Origin of the sequence: Streptomyces auratus (assembly GCF_050433025.1) — a bacterium.
Lineage (GTDB): Bacteria > Actinomycetota > Actinomycetes > Streptomycetales > Streptomycetaceae > Streptomyces > Streptomyces sioyaensis.
On the sequence record NZ_JBNGCB010000001.1, the window covers coordinates 776,001 to 794,652 of the forward strand.

An 18,652-nucleotide genomic window follows, 5' to 3' on the forward strand; every position below is an offset into this window, starting at 1 on the left:
ACAGCAGCGGAGTACCAGGTGAGCGGAGCGTCACGATGATCGATGTCCTTGTGGTGGACGACGACTTCCACGTCGCCGAGATCAATGCCGCCTACGTGTCCCAGGTGCCCGGCTTCCGGGTCGCCGGCCGCGCCCACACCGCCGCCCAGGCCCTGGCCACATTGGAGCGCACCCGGATCGATCTGGTGCTGCTCGACCACTATCTGCCCGACGAGACGGGGCTGGCGCTGGTGCGGCGGCTGCGGCAGCTCGGCCATCGCACCGACGTGATCATGGTGACGGCGGCGCGGGACGTCGCCACCGTCCAGGACGCGATGCGCAGCGGCGCGCTGCAGTATCTCGTCAAGCCGTTCGGCTTCTCCGGGCTGCGGGCGAAGCTGGAGGGCTATGCGGCGCTGCGCCGGACCGTGGCGGGGGTGGGGGGCCGCGGCGAGGCCGGCCAGGAGCAGGTGGACCGGATCTTCGGCGCCTTCCGGGCGGCCGACTCCCCGCACACCGAGCTCCCCAAGGGCCACTCGGCGGCGACCGTCGACCTGATCCGCCAGGTCCTGGACCAGGCCGGGCACCCGCTGTCCGCCCACGAGGTCGCCGAACGCTCCGGCGTCAGCCGCTCCACCGCCCAGCGCTACCTCAAGCACCTCGAACGCAGCGGCCACATCACCCTGACCCTCAAATACGGCGACACCGGACGCCCCGAACACCGCTACCGCTGGACACGCGCCCACTGACCGGGGCACGGCCGTTCCCCGGCCGGCTCCCCCGGCCCGCTCCCTGCGTGACCCGTCAGGGGAAACGATCTGGCCCAACCCCTTGACAGCTCCCCCGGCCGGATCCGACGATCCCCGAGTGAACCTGTCAGACAGCCAGACAGCTGGCGGCACCCCTCGGCGCATCAGTGCCATGGAAGCGGTGCTGCACCATTTGCGCGACGCCATCGAGCGGGGCGACTACGCGGTCGGCGACAAGCTCCCGTCGGAGGCAGAGCTCTGCCGCCGGCTGGAAGTGAGCCGCCCCGTGCTCCGCGAGGCGCTGCGCGCGCTCCAGACGATGGGGCTGACGGTCTCACGTACCGGCAAGGGCACCTTCGTCGTCTCCGACGGTGCGGCGGCCGATCCGACCTTCGGCGACTACACGGCGAGCGACCTCCTGGAGGTCCGTCGTCATGTGGAGATCCCGGTGGCCGGGTACGCGGCCGTACGCCGTACGCCGGAGGACCTCGATCACCTGACCCATCTGCTGGAGCGGATGGAGCAGGAGACCGACACCACCGCGTGGGTGGCGATGGACACGTTGTTCCATCTCGCCGTCGCCCAGGCGGCCCGCAATCCGGTCTTCCGCCGGGTCATCGAGGAGATCCGCGATGCACTGGCCCGCCAGTCGGCATTCCTCAATGAGCTCGGCGGACGGCGCGAGCAGTCCAACCGGGAACACCGGGCGATCGTCGAGGCCCTCGTCGACAGCTCCGAACAGGACGCCGTGGACGCCATGGCGCACCACCTCGCACGCGTCGAGACGACGCTGACCACCATCGTGCGGCCCCAACACCGCACGGCCCCCTCCACGGAAGACGAGGATCACGCGTGAGCGAGCAATCCCTCCGGCAGGCGGAACGGCAGCAACAACAATCACCACAGGACGCCGCAGGGCGGCCGGCGGGCGGGCATGTGGACGCCGGCGACGCCGGTTATCAAAAGTCCCTCAAGTCCCGGCACGTCAACATGATCGCGATCGGCGGGGCCATCGGCACCGGCCTCTTCCTGGGCGCGGGCGGCCGGCTCGCCGACGCCGGGCCGTCACTGTTCGTGGCGTACGCGCTCTGCGGACTGTTCGCCTTCCTCGTGGTGCGCGCCCTGGGCGAGCTGGTGCTGCACCGGCCGTCCTCCGGGGCGTTCGTGTCCTACGCCCGGGAATTCCTCGGCGAGAAGGGGGCGTTCGTCGCGGGCTGGATGTACTTCCTGAACTGGGCGACCACCGGAATCGCCGACATCACGGCGGTGGCGACCTATACGCACTACTGGGGCATGTTCTCCGATGTGCCGCAGTGGGTGATCGCGCTGATAGCCCTCGCGGTCGTGCTGACCGTGAACCTCATCTCCGTGAAGATCTTCGGCGAGATGGAGTTCTGGTTCGCGATCGTCAAGGTCAGTGCGCTGGTCGTCTTCATGCTGATCGGCATCTTCCTGCTGGTCACCCAGCACCCGGTCGGCGGCCACTCCCCCGGCCCCGCGCTGATCGCCGACCACGGCGGGGTCTTCCCGACCGGAACGCTGGCGATGCTGCTGGTCATCCAGGGCGTGGTGTTCGCCTATGCCTCGGTCGAACTGGTCGGCGTCACGGCGGGCGAGACCGCCGAGCCGGAGAAGATCATGCCCAAGGCGATCAACTCGATCATGTGGCGGGTGGGCATCTTCTACGTCGGCTCGGTGGTCCTGCTGTCGATGCTGCTGCCCTGGAACTCGTACTCCGCCGACGAGAGCCCCTTCGTCACCGTGCTGTCCCGAGTCGGCGTGCCGGCCGCGGGCGGCGTGATGAACCTCGTCGTGCTCACCGCCGCGATGTCCAGCCTCAACTCCGGCCTCTACTCCACCGGCCGCATCCTGCGGTCGATGGCGATGTCCGGCTCCGCGCCGAAGTTCACCGGCGTGATGAGCCGCAGCCAGGTCCCGTACGGCGGCATCCTGCTCACCTCGGGAGTCTGTGTCCTGGGCGTGGGCCTCAACTACGTCGTGCCGAGCGACGCGTTCGAGATCGTGCTGAACTTCGCGGCGATCGGCATCCTCAGCACCTGGGCGATGATCATGATCTGTCATCTGCTCTTCTGGCGGATGACCCGGGCCGGGGAGCTCGAACGCCCCAGCTACCGGCTGCCCGGCTCGCCGTGGACCGAGAGCGTGACGCTGGCCTTCCTCGCCCTCGTCCTGGTGCTGATGTGGGCCGACGGCGGAGCGGGCCGGACCACCGTGCTCTCGCTCCCGGTGATCGTGGCGGCACTGGTCGGCGGCTGGTTCCTGGTACGCGGCCGGGTCGGCACCCTGCGGGACGCGGCGGCGCGCGAAAGCGGGGCACCGGTGGCCGCCGGCCCCATTCCCCACCCCCGGCCTGGCGAAGGCCCCAACAGCAGTGAATCAAACGAGAGTTGATGATGAGTCAGAGCATGACCCGGCCGCACCGCACCCCGGGCGAAGCACCCGCGGTCCGCGAACCGGCACACGTACCCGTCGCCCACGTGGTACGCGGAGGAATGATCGAGGGCATCCACCACGGGTCGGTGGTGGTACTGGCGGCCGACGGGAGCGTGGCGTTCCAGGCGGGCGACATCGAGGTCGCGTGCTACCCGCGCTCGGCGCTGAAGCCCCTCCAGGCGGTCGGGCTGCTGCGGGCGGGGCTGCCGCCGCTGGACGACGAGTTGCTGGCCCTGGTCGCGGCCAGCCACTCCGGTGAGGAACGGCATCTGGCCGGCGCCCGGCGCATCCTGGCCGCCGCGGAGCTGGCCGAGGACGACCTGCGCAACGTCCCCGACCTGCCGTACGACCCGGCCGTCCGCGACGAGTGGATCCGGCGCGGCCTCGCCCCCTCCCGCCTCGCGCAGAACTGCTCGGGCAAGCACGCCGCCATGCTGCTGACGGCCCGCACCCGGGGCTGGCGGCTGGAGGACTACCTCGATCCCGGGCACCCCTTGCAGCAGGAGCTCGCCGCGACCGTGGAGGACCTCACCGGCCAGCGCATCGCCCGGGTCACCGTCGACGGCTGTGGCGCCCCGCTGTTCTCGGTCTCGCTGCACGGGCTGACCCGGGCCGCCGCCCGGCTGGCGACGGCGGCACCCGGCACCGACGAGGGCCGGGTCGCCGAGGCGATGCGCGCCCACCCGGAGATGGTCTCCGGCAGCAGCCGGGACGTCGCCCGGCTGGTGCGGGCGGTGCCCGGTCTGCTCGCCAAGGACGGCTTCGAGGGGGTGCAGATCGCGGCGCTGCCGGACGGCCGGGCCGTCGGCGTGAAGATAGCCGACGGCGCCGACCGCGCCCGGATGCCGGTGACGGCGGCGGCCCTGGCGCGCTGCGGCGTCGACCCCGAGGTCCTCGCCCCCTTCGCCACCGCCCCCGTCCTCGGGGGCGGCGCACCGGTCGGCACGCTCCGGGCCGTGCACACCACGGCACCACAGCTCTCCTGACACCCCATCACCTCACCTCCGCACCCCTCCCCCTTCACAAAGGACCCTCAGCACCATGACTGCCGCCGGCCACCGCCGCGAACACGATCTGCTCGGCGACCGCGAGATACCGGCCGAGGCGTACTGGGGCGTGCACACCCTGCGCGCCAGGGAGAACTTCCCCATCACCGGTACGCCGATCGCCACCTACCCGCACCTGATCAATGCGCTCGCCGCCGTCAAGGAAGCCGCGGCCCGGGCCAACGAGGACCTCGGGCTGCTGGACCGGGAGCGGGCCGACGCCATCGCCGCCGCCTGCCGGGAGATCCGGGACGGCGGCCGGCTGCACGACCAGTTCATCGTCGACGTCATCCAGGGCGGTGCCGGTACCTCGACGAACATGAACGCCAACGAGGTGATCGCCAACCGGGCGCTGGAGATCCTCGGCCACGACAAGGGCGACTACCGCCATCTGCACCCCAACGAGCACGTCAACCTCAGCCAGTCGACCAACGACGTCTACCCGACGGCCGTGAACGTCGCCACGATCATCGCCGTGCGGGAACTGCTCGACTCGATGACCGTCCTGCGCGAGGCCTTCGCAGCCAAGGCCGAGGAGTTCCGCGACATCCTCAAGATGGGGCGCACCCAGCTCCAGGACGCGGTGCCGATGACGCTGGGCCAGGAATTCTCGGCGTACGCGGTGATGCTGGAGGAGGACCAGAGCCGGCTGGCGGAGGCCGTCCTGCTCATCCACGAGATCAACCTCGGCGCCACCGCCATCGGCACCGGCCTCAACGCCCCCAAGGGCTACGCCGAGGCGGCCCGTGACCACCTGGCCACCCTGACCGGCCTGCCGCTGGTCACCGCCGCCAACCTCGTCGAGGCCACCCAGGACTGCGGCGCCTTCGTCCATCTCTCCGGAGTGCTCAAGCGCATCGCCGTCAAGCTCTCCAAGAGCTGCAACGATCTGCGGCTGCTCTCCTCCGGCCCGCGCGCCGGCCTCGCGGAGATCAACCTGCCGCCGGTACAGGCCGGTTCGAGCATCATGCCCGGCAAGGTCAACCCGGTGATCCCGGAAGTCGTCAACCAGGTCGCCTTCGAGGTCATCGGCAACGACGTCACCATCACCATGGCCGCCGAGGCGGGCCAGCTCCAGCTCAATGCGTTCGAGCCGGTCATCCTGCACTCCCTCTCGGAGAGCATCACCCACCTCGGCGCCGCCTGCCGCACCCTCGCCGAGCGCTGCGTGGCGGGGATCACCGCCAACACCGAGACCCTGCGCGCGAGCGTGCAGAACTCCATCGGCCTGGTCACCGCGCTCAACCCGCACATCGGCTACACCGCCGCCACGGCGATCGCCAAGGAGGCCCTCGCCACCGGCCGCGGCGTCGCCGAACTGGTTTTGGAACAGGGCCTGTTGCCGGCCGACCGCCTCGCGGCCCTGCTCCGGCCGGAGGAAATCGCGGGCACCGGGGGCGCCAGGTAATCCACCTCCGCAGCAGGAGCCAGTGGTCCGGTGCGCCGACTCGGACCACTGGTGCCGGCGCCATGACTCGGACAAGCTGCGGCACATGGACTGGATGCCCCTGCTCTCCACACTGACCGGTGCCGTCATCGGCATCGCGGCCACTCTGCTCGCCGATCGCAACCGGTGGCAGCGGGAGGAGGCCAGGCACGCGCTGGAAGTACGGCGCGAGGTGTACTCCGAGTACGTGTCCGCCCTCAAAGCCGCCGGGGAAGAAATCCGGGCCGTCGCCTTGGGAGATCACCTGTCCGAGTCGGCGCGGGACGCGGCCGTACGCGAAGCCGTCCGTGGCACCGGCATCTACACGGCGAGCGAACGCCTCTGGCTCGTGGGCCCGCCGCAGGTCGTGGCGGCGGGCAACGAGGCGTTTCACTGCCTGCGCACGCTGCGCGACGCCTACGCCCGGGGGGTGGCGGTCGGCTCCGCCGAGGCAGCGGCCCTGATAGCGCAACGGCGCGCGGCCATGGCGCAGATGCGTCACCTCATGCGTGCGGACCTGGGCATCGGGCCCCTGGGGATCGAGTGAGCGAGTGAGCGAGAAGAGCCGCAAACGGCGACGCGTGAAGCTCACTTGTCGGGCCGGCGTGTCTCGTGCGGGGTGTGGTGGATGAGGAGCAAGGCGATGTCGTCGGTGTGCGGTGCGCACGGTTCGGTCCGCTGGACGAGGTTCTCGGCGAGGGCACTCATCGGCCCCGGTGGCGACTGCGCGAGGCGGTCGGCAAGGCTGCTCATCGCCTCCTCGATGTCGCAGCCCGGGGCTTCCACGAGTCCGTCGGTGTACAGGGCGAGCGTGCTGCCGGGGTGGAAGGGCACTTCGATCGTCGGGTAGTCGGCGTCGGGGTCGACGCCGAGCAGCAGGCCGGGCGGCAGGGTGAGGACTTCGGTGCGGCCGTCGGGGTGGCGGCAAATCGGCGGCAGGTGGCCGGCGGTGGCCAGGCGGGCGCGGTGCTGCGCCAGATCGAGGTGGACGTAGAGGCAGCTGGTCAACAGGCTGGCGTCCATGTCGGTGAGCAGTCGGTTGGTACGGGCGAGAACTTCGCCGGGGGGTGCGCCGGCGGTGGCGTGGACGGCGGTGCGTACCTGGCCCATCAGGGCGGCGGCGTTGACGTTGTGGCCCTGGACATCGCCGATGGCTGCGGCAGCGGTGTGGGCATCGAGGCGGACCAGATCGTAGAAATCGCCGCCGACATCGATCGTGCGGCCGGCGGGAAGATAGCGGGCGGCCACGTCCAGGCCCGGGACGGCGGGAAGGACGGCCGGCAACAGGCCCGCTTGCAGGCTGCGGGCGAGGTGGTGTTGGGCGTCGTAGAGGATGGCGCGGTCCAGGGCCTGCGCTATGAGACCGGCGAGAGAGGTGAGCACGGCCCGTTCCTGCGGCGTCCAGGGGAAGGGCCGGTCGTAGCCGAGCACCAGCAGCCCGACCGGGGAGCCGGAGGCGATCAGGGGGAAGAAGGCGCACGCGGCGATGTCCTCGAGGACCACCACGTGCGGGTAGGCCCGTACGAGGTCCTCCGTGGTCGCGAAGAAGCTGGGAACGCCACTGGTCAGGGCCTGGGCACCGGGGGTCTCGTCGGTCAGGAGGGTGGCGTCGAAGCGGGCCATGAGCGTTGCCGTGAAGCCGCGTTGGCCGATGACGCGCAGCCGGCCCTCCTCTGCCGTCAGCAATGCCAGGCCCTGGATGTCGAAGGCCGACATGAGCTGGCTGGCGACCCGCTCCATCACGTCCCGGACCCCGACCGCTTCGGCGAGCGTGGCGGCCAGGTGCAGCAGGTGGTACAGCACGTTCGCCCGGCCCGGGGCCGCGGGCTCGGGCGGATGACGCGGTGGTGGGGTGCCGGCGGAGTCGGACACGGCGGCCGGGGTGATCAGGACGCTGAGACCGCCGGCGTCCGGATGGAGCTGGAAGGTCAGCCGCCGGTCCGGCGGGCGCAGCGCGGTGAAGGAGAGGGACCGACGGCTGATCACGGCGGCCCGGTAGTGGTCTTCGAAGCCCGGATCGTCCAGCCAGGGCAGGGCCTCCCAGGGCAGAGCGCCCAGCAGATCGGGGATCTCGGCGCCGACCAGCTCGGCAGCGACAGCGGTGACGAAGGTGATCCGGCCGTCCAGATCCAGCGCGCAGCAGCCCTCGGGGAGCCGTTCGGCGAAGTCGAACGCGGCCAGCGCCTCGGCCGCCGCGGGAGCGCGGGCCCGGAGCGTCGGGATCAACCGTGGCTCCCGGCCGGGCAGTACCGGGTGGTCACTGTCGGCGGCCCGCTCCAGCAGCAACCCCAGGCGCCGGCAACAGGATTGGAGCGCGTCGGCCTCCTGCTGGGCCAGCTCCGGCGGGTGCGCGCCGGGCCACATCAACGCCAGCCCGCCCCAAACGGCCGCATCCGTGGTGATCGGCGCGATGGCCAGCGCAAACGCTTCAGGCAGCAGCAGCGCGGTCCGCGGATACCGGCGCGCCACCTCCTCGTAGTCGTGCAGCCAGAGCAGGCGCCGCTCCCGTACGGCATCGGCCACCGGAGCCCGGGCCGACAGCCACACCTGCTCCCAGGGGGCGACGATCCGCCGGGAGATCCCGGTCAGCACCGTCAGTTGCAGATGATCGGCGCCCGGGGGCAACAGGTAGAGCAGACCCGCCGAGGCGTCCGACTCCTGCACGGCCTGCACCAAGGGAGCCTCCAGCAGCATGTCGGAGCCCCCGGCTGCGGCGCCCCCGAAGAGACCCTGCACCGCCGTCACCCGCCCCCGCCGGCGTGAAAGGTGGCGGCCCGTACGCGTCCGAAACGACTGCGCGCCGCCTCGGCAGCGATCTCCAGGACGGCATCGATCTGCGCCCAACTCGTCCCGACCTGCCGGTCCACCGCCACCGCCCGGCGCATCAGCCGGCCGACCAACTCTGGCAACGACCCGCCGCACCGGCCACACCAAGCATCCCCATACGGGCATTTTACGTCTGATATCGGGTGGGGGCCGGAGGGCGGGCCGGTCCGGAACCGTGGGCAGTTGAAAGGCCGTCCGGCTCACCCGCCGGCAGCCCCGCCCCCGCGCGAGAGGGTCGCGCGGACCCACTTGCCGCCCTCGGGGTCGCGGCCGCAGGTCCAGGACTCGGCGAGCGCCGCGATGATCTGCATGCCGCGTCCGCAGTCCTCGTCACGGCCGGCGGCGCGCTGGACCGGCAGGATCATGGACCCGTCATGCACCTCGATGTGCAGCACATCGGCCTGCAGGGCGAGCCGGAGAGTGATCACGGCATCCGTCCCCCGTTCGCACCCGTAGGGGGCCGGCAGCCGCGCTCCGTGGCGAATGGCGTTCGTGGCCAGCTCGCAGACGATCAGCACGGCGGAATCGATGAGTTCTTCGCTCTCACCCCAGAACCGCAGAGACTCCGCGGTGAAGTTCCGGGCTTGCCTGGCGGAGGACAGGACTGCCGGCAACGTGAGCGAGACAGAAGGAAGTTCGACATCCCGTGGGATGGCGAATTCAGCCACTGCAGTCATTTCCTTAACCCTTCAAACAAGCAAGCGCGCGATCCACCCGGCCGCGTGTGCAGCATTCCGTTTTGCTCAGATGAGCATCCACAGCTCATATATGCAATTACCTCCCATTAAAGATCCGCAAAGGGTGATGTCAATGGTTTTCGAGGCCTCTTTTGAAACATGAGCAAGTCATGCTCAGACGAGCAATTCCGACCGGAATTCGTGACGGTGCGCAGCAGCTCGACGCTGCCCGGTGAGCCGCGCCACGTCATTTCACGGCGCCGAGCGAGAGGCCCTGGACGAGCTTGTCCTGGGCGGCGAACCCCGCGAGGAGCACGGGAAGGGAGATGAACGTGGCGGCGGCGCACACCTTCGCCAGAAAGAGGCCCTGGCTGGTGACGAAGCCGGTCAGAAACACCGGCGCGGTGCCGGCGACGACGCCGGTCAGGACCCGGGCGAAGAGCAGTTCGTTCCAGCTGAAGATGAAGGAGATCAGGGCCGTTGCGGCCAGGCCGGGGAGGGCGACCGGCGCGACGATCCGGGTCAGCGTCGTGGCCAGGCCCGCGCCGTCGATCGCGGCGGCCTCCAGCATTTCCACCGGAATCTCGGCGAGGAACGAGCGCATCATCCATACCGCGATCGGCAGGTTCATCGCGGTGTAGAGGAGGACCAGCAGCCAGATGTTGTCGAGCATTCCGGTGTGCTGTGCGACGAGATAGAGCGGGAGCAGTGCGGCCACCAGCGGCAGCATCTTCGTGGAGAGGAAGAAGAAGAGGACGTCGCGCCATTTGCGCACCGGTTTGATGGACAGGGCGTAGGCCGCGGGGACGGCAAGGGCGAGGACCAGGAGCGTGGAAACCACCGAGGCGGTCAGCGAGTTGAGGAGCGGGGGCCAGGGGCTGACGCCGCTGCCCGCGCCGAAGAATTCGCGGTAGCCGTGCAGGGTGAGCGGCGCGCCGAGGCTGGGCGGGTTGGTCGCCGCATCCGTCTCGCTGTGCAGGGAGGTGAGCACCATCCAGGCGACGGGCACGAAGAAGAGCAGTCCGCACAGCCAGGCCAGCAGGACCAGATACGTGTGCCGGCGACGCCGGCGCCGGGCGGCGGCCGGCAGCCGGTGGACGGCGCGCAGCAGGCCGGTCATCGGATGCCCTCCTCGCGCAGCAGGGACGAGACGGTGCGCAGCGCGAAGGCGGCCACGATCAGGGAGCAGATCACCACGACGACGCCCTGTGCGGACGCCAGCCCGTAGTCGTGGGCCTGGTAGAAGGTCTGGTAGATCGTGTAGGGGAGGTTGGCGGTGCCGAGGCCGCCGGAGGTGAGGGTGAAGACCGCGTCGAAGTTCTGCACGAGGTAGATCGTCCCGAGCAGGGCGGCGAGTTCCAGATAGCGGCGCAGATGCGGCAGCGTCAGATAGCGGAAGATGTCGAACGCGGAGGCGCCGTCCACCAGGGCGGCCTCCACGGCGTCGGCGGGCCGGCTCTGCAGCCCGGCGAGCAGGATCAGCATCATGAACGGCGTCCACTGCCAGATCAGCGTCACTTCCACCGCGGCGAGCGGGGCACTCGTCATCCAGTCCGGCTGCGGCGGGCTGTCGCTGCCGAACAGGCCCCACAGCCAGGTCAGGGCGCCGTTGAGGAGGCCGTAGGAGGTGTTGAACAGGGCGTGCTTCCACAGCAGGGCCGCGGCGACCGGCACGATCAGAAACGGCGTGATGAGCAGGGTGCGGACGAGGCCGCGGCCGTGGAAGCGCCGGTCGAGCAGCAGCGCGAGGCCCAGCCCGAGCAGCAGACTGACCAGGACCACGGTCACCGTCAGCAGGATCGTGGTCCCTACCGCACTGCGCAGCGCGGGGTCGGTGAAGACGGCCCGGTAGTTGTCGAAGCCGGCGAAGCCGCGGTTCTGGGGGGCGAGTGCGTTCCAGCGGAGGAAGGAGATCACCGCGGTCGTCACGAACGGGAGTTGGGTGACGATGATGAGGAAGACCAGGGCGGGGAGGAGGGGCGCCCGGCGGGCCCGGACCGTGGCCCGGTCCATCGCCGCGCGACCGCGGGCGTCCACGGCACCGCGCGGGCCGGGCGCCGAGGCGTCAGTGGCCTGCGTAGACAAGAGCCACCTCCGCTGCCAGTCGCTGGCCGTGACGGAGTGCGGCGGCCACGCTCTGCTTGCCGGCAATGGCCGAACTGATCTCCTGGCTGGTCTTCGTACCCAGGTTGGCGAACTCGGGGATGTCCACGAACTGAATGCCGGGCACGGGGCGGGGCTGGACCCCCGGGTCGTCGGGCCGGGCCGTACTGATCGCCCGCTCGGTCGGGCCGGCGAAGGCCCGGGCGGACGCGATGTAGTGCGGGTTGCGGTAGAGCGACGCCCGCTTGCCGCCCGGCACCTTCGACCAGCCCAGCTCCCGGCCCACCAGCTGTTCGTACTTCTTGCTGGAGGCCCAGGAGATGAATTTCCACGCCGCGTCCTGGTGCTTACTGGCCTTCTGCAGACCCCACGCCCAGGTGTAGAGCCAGCCCGAGACGGCCGTCCTCTCCACCGGCGCCGGGGCATAGCCGACCTTGCCCGCGACCTTGGACTCGCCGCTCTCCAGCGAACCGGCGCCGGCCGTCGCGTCGTACCACATCGCCACCTTGCCCTGCTGCATGTCATTGAGGCACTCCGTGTAGCCGGCCTGCGGGGCGCCCGGCTCGCCGTGCTTGCGCACCAGATCGACATAGAACCGGGTGGCCGCGGTGAAGGCGGGGCTGTCGACCTGCGCCCGCCAGTCCTTGGTGAACCACGTCCCCCCGAAGGTGTTCACCACGGTCGTCAGGGGGGCGATCAGCTGTCCCCAGCCGGGCTGCCCGCGCAGACAGATCCCCTTGACGCCCTTGCGGATGCCGTCCAACTTGGCCGCCATCGTGGCAACTTGGCGCCAGGTGGGCTTGGCCGGCATGGTCAGACCGGCGGCCTTGAACAGGTCCTTGCGGTACATCAGGAACGACGACTCGCCGTAGAACGGCTCCGCGTAGGCCTTGCCGTCGGCGGCGGTCAGCGAGGCGCGGACCGGCGGAAGGATGTCGCCCTGGTCGAAGGCGCGGTCCTTGGCGGCCCGCGCCCCCAGATCGGTCAGCCAGCCGTTGCGGGCATAGATCGGCGTCTCGTAATTGCTCAGGCTGGCCACGTCGTACTGCCCGGCCTGGCTGGAGAAGTCCTGGCTCATCTTGTCGCGCAGATCGTCCTCCGGCAGCACGGTGTAATTCACCTTGATGCCGGTCTCCTTGGTGAAGTGCTCGGCCGTGAGCCGCTGCAGATCCACCATCTGCGGGTTGTTCACCATCAGCACGTTGAGAGTGTTCTTGCCGCTGTTGCCGACATCGCCGGCGCCCCGATAGCAGCCGCCTGCCGCCAGCACCACGGCCAGCGTCACGGCGGTCTGCCGGACGAAGCGACCGGGGCGGCCTCGTCCGGCCCGACCACGGCGTCGTGCTCTCACGGCTGGCACCTTTCACCCCGCCCGCTGCTGCCGCACCAGGTCTATCGCCTCGGGGCGCGAACGTGCCCCTGCCGGCGGACGACAAGCGCACGGTTCCCGCGTTCAGAGCAAGCTTTCGGCCACCCTGGCGTCGGTGACCACGCCGTTGAAGAGTCCGGTCTTCACCGCCGCCGAGGCAGCGACTGCCCGTTCGATGCCGTCGGCCAGCAGAATCACCTCGGGCACCTTGCGCAATTCGTCGAAGCTGATGGCAATGACCCGTTCGGTGAGTTCGGGGACGATGAGGCGTCCTTCCGCATCGAGCAAATGGCCGGCGACCTCGGCGCACACGCCGCGGCTGCGGTACTCCTCACGTTCGGCGTCACTGAGCGCGTCGAACACGGTGGAGAGCCCCGGGCCCCATCCGCCGACGGTGACCACGGCCTTGGTCAGCCGGCTGAAGTGGCGGATCGCGTCGACCACGCCGGGCTGCTCACGCAGCATCCGGGCCACCGTCGCATCGGGCAGCAGCAGCGGTGCGTAAATGGGGTGGACGACGCCGCGCGAGATGGTGGCGGCCCGGCGTACCGCCTCCACCGCCGTCTTGTTCACGGGCCGCAGCGGGGTCACCCCGCACAGCTGGACGACCGTGCACCGGGCGAGCGTGGTCAGCCCGAGACCGAGGGCCTCGATCTCCGGACCCCAGACCAGCCCGAGGACATCGTTCTCGGTGACGATCTCGGCGAGCAGGTCGGCCGCGACCGCGCCGAGGCGGCGGGTGGCCTCCACGGTGTCGTCCGGGACCTCCTGCCGCGAGTCGATGACGATGGCGTGCCGCAGGCCGAATCGCGTGCGCAGGGCGTCGGAGAGGTCGGCGTCGAGTTCGGCGGGCAGCCGGATCTCCAGCCGGATCAGGCCGTCGCGGAGGGCGGTCTCCAGGGTCCGGGCCACCTTGAACCGGCTGATGCCGAATTCCTCGGCGATCTCCATCTTGGATTTGCCTTCGAGGTAGAACCTCCGAGCCATCGCAGCCGTCTGGACCAGGTACTCCGGGCCGGTGTGGTGGGTACGCATGGCAGGCCTGGCCTTTCTGGACGCTGCGCCGTCAGTGCTCGCATGAGCGCGCACGCCTCACATGCACCTTTTCTCCATTAAAGTCCCCTGGAGGGGGCTGTCAACGCGCCCACCGGCTGCCGCTCCGCCCGGTGCGCATCGGCCTGCTCACCGGGCTCCGGCTGCGGCTCGGACGGCGTCTTCATGCCCAGCACGAGGACGGTGCTGAGCAGATGCAGGGCGGCATAGATCCACATGACGCCCCCGATGCCGATCACGCCGATGAAGACCGTGCCGATGAGCGGCCCGAAGGCCATGCTGGCGCCGGCCCCCAGCGTGTACGCCGACATGCTCTGGCCCTTGCGTTCCGGATCCTGCGAGGTCATCAGCGGCGGCAGCGGGACGTACCCGGCCATGCCGACGCCCAGCGCGCCGGCCGCGATCGCGACGAGGAGGTAGTGGTGCCCGGCGGCCTCGGGCACGTAATACAGCGCCAGACAGGCGAGCGCCGAGACCACGCCACCGAGCCAGGCGACGGTCTTGCGCCGGCTCCACCGGTCACCGAGCGCACCGAAGGTGACGACGCAGGCGAGGTTGCTGACCATCATGACGATCAGCAGGGAGGCCCACTCCTGCGGGCGGAAGCCGACCTGATCGACGAGGAAGAGCGGGAGGAAGACCCACACACCGAACTGCGAGGTGGTGTTGATGAGCCGGACCACCGCGCCCATGCCGACGCGCGGCTCGGCGAACATGATGGTGAAACAGCCCAGGAAGGTACGCGGCAGGCCGACCCGCTCCGGCCCCTTGGACAGGCCCTGGAATCCGGTGCGTTCACGCAGCAGGAGCAGGACGACCAGGGCGCCGGCGACGATCATCGCGAGGGACACCCACAGCGTGCGGTAGAAGCCGATGGTGGGCTTGAGGGCGGAGACCAGGGCGGAGCCGATGACGGGGTAGCCCATGGTGAAGCAGAACCAGAACCAGCCGAGCGCCTTGCCGAGCTGACGCTCCGGGGCGCCGGCCATGATCCAGACCATGAATCCGTAGGCGAACAACGGATATCCGAAGCCGCGCAGACCGTAGGTGAACAGGATCAGCCAGTAGGAGTGGGCGGGGATGGCGACCGCGAGCAGCAGGGTGTGGCAGACCGCCCAGCACAGGGCGCCGGTCATCATCACCCGGCGCGGCCCCCACAGGTCACAGAGCCCGCCCGCCAGGAAGGCACCCACCGCGGCGGTGACGCCGTACACCGTGAAGATGATGCCGACGCCCGCCTCCGCGAAGCCGAGGTCGGTCTTGAAGTACGTGGGGAGATAGCTGGTCTCCACCCCGTCGCCGATCATGAAGAGCAGGACGCCGATATAGCCCCATATGAGGGCTCGGGGGATCCCGAGGACGGCGGGGCGGGGCAGCGACGGATCGCGCTCTTGGGGTGTGCGCAGCACAGCGGGGACCTCCTGAGGGGCCGGGCGTTCGCCCGTTGATGGCCATCAGACTGAACAACCTCACAGAGAATTTCAAGAGCTTCACATAAAGTGTGTGATGTTCTAGGGTGAGAACACGGCGGAAGACCGTCGCGGAAAACGAACGGGGGATGCCCACGATGAGAGCGAGTCGCGGCTCCGAGGCCGAGGTGGAGGAGCGCCGGCAGGCGGTGCTGCGCCATGTCGCCCAGGAAGGGGAGATCCGCATCGCCGACCTCGCCGCGCGCATGCACGTCAGCGTGATGACCATGCACCGGGACCTGGACAACCTCCACGAGCGGCAGCTGCTGCGCAAGGGCCGCGGAGTGGCGACGGCCTTCTCCAACGTCGCCATGGAGAGCGCGCTGCGGTTCCGGGAGAACACCAATGTCGCGGTGAAGAACGCCATCGCGGACGCGCTCGTGGACGAGGTCTCCCCCGGTGACACGGTGCTGATCGACTGCGGCTCCACCCTCTTCCCGCTCGCCCGCCGGCTGGCCACCGTCGACGGGATCCGCGTGATCACCAACTCGCTGCGCATCACCTACCTCCTGGCGGCCTCGCCGGCCGAGGTGACGCTGCTCGGCGACCGCTTCTACGAGGACTTCGAGTCCTGCGCGGGCCCCCAGACCCGGCGTCAGCTGGAGGACATCCACGCCACCGTCGCCTTCGTCACCGCCACCTCGGTCCGCGACGGCCGGCTCTTCCATCCGGTGCGCGCCTACGCGGAGTCCAAGCAGGCGTATCTGCAGGCCGCCGACCGCGCCGTCCTCGCCGTCGACCACAGCAAGTTCGGCCGCACCGCCACCTACGCCTACGGCGATGTCAGCGGCTACGACCTGCTGGTCACCGACACCGGAACACCGGAGCGCGAACTGAAGCCCGTCCGGGACCTCGGCGTCGAGGTCCGCACCGTCGAACCCCAGAGCTGAACCGGCCCGAGCCGAGGCTCCCCGCCCCCGAACGCACCCCCCGGCGCACCCCCGAGAAAGGCCCCGATCCATGCGTGCTGTCGTCATCCACACCCCCGGGCACTACGAGGTCACCACCGTCGACGACCCCACCCCGGGCCCCGGTGAGGTCCTCGTGGCGCCCGCCGCGGTGGGCATCTGCGGCACCGATGTGCACATCGTCCAGGGGGAGTTCGCACCCACCCCGTACCCGATCATTCCCGGCCACGAGTTCACCGGCGAGATCGTCGCGCTGGGGGCCGGAGTGAGCGGTCTGCGCACCGGTGAACAGGTCGCCGTCGACCCGTCCCTGTTCTGCGGCGCCTGCCACTACTGCTCCATCGGGCACGGCAACCTGTGCGAGAACTGGGGCGCCATCGGCGACACCGTGGACGGCGCGATGGCCGAGTACGTCAAGGTGCCGGCCGCCAACTGCTACCGGCTGCCGGAGAGCGTCGACGTCGCGCAGGGCACGCTGATCGAGCCGCTGTCGTGCGCGGTACGCGGCTTCGACGTCCTGCCACGCCGCCTCGGCGACCACTACCTCATCTACGGCGCGGGCACCATGGGACTGATGATGCTCCAGCTCGCCAAGGCCGCGGGCGCGGCCTCCCTCTCGGTCGTCGACATCAACAAGGACCGACTGGAGATCGCCGAACGCCTCGGCGCGGACGCCACCGCGGCGAGCGCGTCGGACCTGGACCGGCCGCAGGGCTGGGAGACCGTCATCGACTGCACCGGCGTCATCCCCGTCATCGAGGACGGCCTGACCCGGGTGCGCCGCGGCGGCACCTTCCAGCAGTTCGGCGTCGCACCGTCCGCCGCCAAGGCCTCCTTCTCCCCGTTCCGCGTGTACAACGACGAGATCACCATCGTCGGATCGATGGCCGTCCTGCACAGCTTCGGGCGGGCCGTGGACCTCATGGCGAAGGGGGTCATCGACGCCGACACGATGATCACCCACAGCTTCGGACTGGACGACTTCGGCGCCGCCCTCCAGACCTTCCGGGACGGCTCCGGCCGCAAGATCCAGCTCCGCCCCCAGGCCTGAACTCCCCTCCCATCTCCTCTCGTTGTACGGAAGCGAAAGCGAACGACGTCATGCCCACAGTTGCCGGGGTGGACTCCTCCACCCAGTCCTGCAAGGTCGTCGTCTGCGACGCCGACACCGGGGAGGTACTGCACCGGGGCCGCGCCGCCCATCCCGAGGGCACCGAGGTCGCCCCCGAGGCGTGGTGGCAGGCGCTCCTTGACGCGGGCAACGGCCTGCTGGAACACGTGGATGCCCTCGCGGTGGCCGGGCAGCAGCACGGTCTGGTGGCCCTCGACGCGGCCGGGCGGCCGGTGCGCGACGCGCTGCTGTGGAACGACACCCGCTCCGCACAGGCCGCGACGGATCTCGTCGCCGACCTCGGCGGGCCGGAGAAATGGGCCGAGGCGGTCGGCACCGTACCCGTCGCGGCCATCACCGTCGCCAAGCTGCGCTGGCTGGCCGAGCACGAACCGCACCTCGCGAACCGGACCGACCGGGTGCTGCTGCCGCACGACTGGCTGACCTGGCAGTTGTGCGGCGGCCCCGGCACGCGCGCCGAGCCGGTCACCGACCGCGGGGACGCCTCCGGAACCGGCTACTGGTCACCGGCCGAGGGCGCCTACCGCCGCGACCTCCTCGCCCTCGCCTTCGGCGACCGGACCCCCGAACTGCCCCGCGTGCTCGGCCCGTACGAGGCGGCCGGCCGCACCCCGCACAGAGCCCTGGTGGCACCGGGGACCGGCGACAACATGGGCGCGGCGCTGGGCCTGGGCATCGAGCCCGGCGACGTCGTGATCTCGCTGGGCACCAGCGGCACCGCCTTCGCCCTCTCCGACCGCTGCGCGGCCGACCCCACCGGCGCCGTCGCCGGCTTCGCGGACGCCACCGGCCGCTTCCTGCCGCTGGTGTGCACCCTCAACGCCGCACGGGTCCTCAGCTCCACCGCCCGCATGCTCGGCATCGCCCTCGACGACCTCGGCCCGCTCGCCCGCGAGGCCGGGCCCGGCGCCGGCGGCCTCGTCCTGCTCCCCTATCTGGGCGGCGAGCGCACCCCCAACCTCCCCGAGGCCGCGGGCAGTCTGATGGGCATGCGCAAGGCGAACATGCACCCCCCGAACTTCGCCCGGGCAGCCGTCGAAGGCATGCTCTGCAACATGGCCGACGCCCTCGACCGGCTGCGCGCCCAGGACGTCAGCGCCCGGCGCGTCCTCATCATCGGAGGAGCGGCCAAGGCCCCCGTGGTCGGCGAGATCGCCGCCGAAATCTTCGGGACCCCGGTCACCGTGCCCCAACCCGAGGAGTACGTCGCCCTGGGCGCGGCCCGCCAGGCCGCCTGGGCCCTCGCCGGCACTCCCGAGCCGCCGCACTGGCGGCTCGCCGCGGCCCGAGAGGTGCCGGCACCGGCCGATGATTCGCCCGGGCGCAGGATCCGGGAGGCCTACGCCGATGCCCGGGGGATGGTGTACGGGTGAGCGCGGGCGGGCTTCCGGGCGTCCTTGGGGCACCCTTTCCGGCCCGCACCACGGCCCCCGGGCCAGTAGCTGATGGGCCGTCAGAATG

17 protein-coding genes are annotated in these 18,652 nt (G+C 70.5%); 9 read left to right on the top strand and 8 right to left on the bottom strand.

Annotation, left to right across the window (positions count from 1 at the left end; all coding sequences use genetic code 11):
- The first annotated feature begins 35 nt into the window (after positions 1 to 35).
- The 6 genes from BKA18_RS03110 to BKA18_RS03135 all read left to right on the top strand — a co-directional run bounded on the left by BKA18_RS03110 (position 36) and on the right by BKA18_RS03135 (position 6,201).
- Complete coding sequence (locus tag BKA18_RS03110; RefSeq protein WP_366045996.1) at positions 36 to 728, top strand: response regulator; 693 nt, start codon at positions 36 to 38, stop codon at positions 726 to 728.
- Positions 729 to 846: 118 nt separating this feature from the next.
- The gene (locus BKA18_RS03115) at positions 847 to 1,584 is read left to right on the top strand and encodes a FadR/GntR family transcriptional regulator (protein WP_366045997.1); all 738 of its coding nucleotides are present in this window, start codon (positions 847 to 849) and stop codon (positions 1,582 to 1,584) included.
- Positions 1,581 to 3,140, top strand: a complete 1,560-nt coding sequence (locus BKA18_RS03120; protein WP_429638138.1) for an amino acid permease — start codon at positions 1,581 to 1,583, stop codon at positions 3,138 to 3,140. Before BKA18_RS03115 ends, BKA18_RS03120 begins: the two co-directional genes overlap by 4 nt.
- 14 nt (positions 3,141 to 3,154) lie before the next feature.
- A complete protein-coding gene (locus BKA18_RS03125) occupies positions 3,155 to 4,168 on the top strand; it encodes an asparaginase (RefSeq protein WP_366045998.1) in 1,014 nt (337 codons plus the stop codon).
- Between the two features lie 55 nt (positions 4,169 to 4,223).
- Complete coding sequence (aspA, locus tag BKA18_RS03130; protein WP_006606641.1) at positions 4,224 to 5,636, top strand: aspartate ammonia-lyase; 1,413 nt, start codon at positions 4,224 to 4,226, stop codon at positions 5,634 to 5,636.
- Positions 5,637 to 5,721: 85 nt separating this feature from the next.
- Positions 5,722 to 6,201 (top strand): hypothetical protein, encoded by a 480-nt coding sequence (locus BKA18_RS03135; protein ID WP_366045999.1) that lies wholly within the window; start codon positions 5,722 to 5,724, stop codon positions 6,199 to 6,201.
- 41 nt (positions 6,202 to 6,242) lie between these two features.
- On the opposite strand, the gene BKA18_RS03140 is transcribed toward BKA18_RS03135, so the two are convergent.
- The 8 genes from BKA18_RS03140 to BKA18_RS03175 form a co-directional block, all read right to left on the bottom strand.
- Positions 6,243 to 8,348, bottom strand: coding sequence for a SpoIIE family protein phosphatase (locus BKA18_RS03140; RefSeq protein WP_366046000.1), 2,106 nt, complete (start codon positions 8,346 to 8,348; stop codon positions 6,243 to 6,245).
- 47 nt (positions 8,349 to 8,395) lie between these two features.
- A complete protein-coding gene (locus tag BKA18_RS03145) occupies positions 8,396 to 8,563 on the bottom strand; it encodes a hypothetical protein (protein WP_366046001.1) in 168 nt (55 codons plus the stop codon).
- A 117-nt stretch (positions 8,564 to 8,680) separates the two neighbouring features.
- Positions 8,681 to 9,148, bottom strand: a complete 468-nt coding sequence (locus BKA18_RS03150; protein ID WP_366046002.1) for an ATP-binding protein — start codon at positions 9,146 to 9,148, stop codon at positions 8,681 to 8,683.
- 256 nt (positions 9,149 to 9,404) lie between these two features.
- Positions 9,405 to 10,277, bottom strand: coding sequence for a carbohydrate ABC transporter permease (locus BKA18_RS03155; RefSeq protein WP_366046003.1), 873 nt, complete (start codon positions 10,275 to 10,277; stop codon positions 9,405 to 9,407).
- On the bottom strand, positions 10,274 to 11,170 hold the full coding sequence (locus BKA18_RS03160; RefSeq protein ID WP_366046123.1) for a carbohydrate ABC transporter permease: 897 nt from the start codon (positions 11,168 to 11,170) through the stop codon (positions 10,274 to 10,276). Before BKA18_RS03160 ends, BKA18_RS03155 begins: the two co-directional genes overlap by 4 nt.
- 52 nt (positions 11,171 to 11,222) lie before the next feature.
- Entirely contained in the window at positions 11,223 to 12,611 is a 1,389-nt protein-coding gene (locus BKA18_RS03165) for an ABC transporter substrate-binding protein (protein ID WP_429638139.1), read from the bottom strand.
- A 102-nt stretch (positions 12,612 to 12,713) separates the two neighbouring features.
- Positions 12,714 to 13,664, bottom strand: coding sequence for a sugar-binding transcriptional regulator (locus BKA18_RS03170; protein WP_366046004.1), 951 nt, complete (start codon positions 13,662 to 13,664; stop codon positions 12,714 to 12,716).
- A gap of 77 nt (positions 13,665 to 13,741) precedes the next feature.
- Positions 13,742 to 15,091: an MFS transporter gene (locus BKA18_RS03175; RefSeq protein WP_366046005.1), complete on the bottom strand. Its 1,350-nt coding sequence runs from the start codon at positions 15,089 to 15,091 to the stop codon at positions 13,742 to 13,744.
- Positions 15,092 to 15,249: 158 nt separating this feature from the next.
- Between BKA18_RS03175 and BKA18_RS03180 the strand changes: the two genes are divergently transcribed.
- The 3 genes from BKA18_RS03180 to xylB all read left to right on the top strand — a co-directional run bounded on the left by BKA18_RS03180 (position 15,250) and on the right by xylB (position 18,564).
- A complete protein-coding gene (locus BKA18_RS03180; protein WP_366046006.1) occupies positions 15,250 to 16,041 on the top strand; it encodes a DeoR/GlpR family DNA-binding transcription regulator in 792 nt (263 codons plus the stop codon).
- Positions 16,042 to 16,111: 70 nt separating this feature from the next.
- Positions 16,112 to 17,110, top strand: a complete 999-nt coding sequence (locus tag BKA18_RS03185) for a zinc-dependent alcohol dehydrogenase family protein (RefSeq protein ID WP_366046007.1) — start codon at positions 16,112 to 16,114, stop codon at positions 17,108 to 17,110.
- Positions 17,111 to 17,160: 50 nt separating this feature from the next.
- Positions 17,161 to 18,564 (top strand): xylulokinase, encoded by a 1,404-nt coding sequence (gene xylB / locus BKA18_RS03190; RefSeq protein WP_366046008.1) that lies wholly within the window; start codon positions 17,161 to 17,163, stop codon positions 18,562 to 18,564.
- The last annotated feature ends 88 nt before the right edge of the window (positions 18,565 to 18,652 follow it).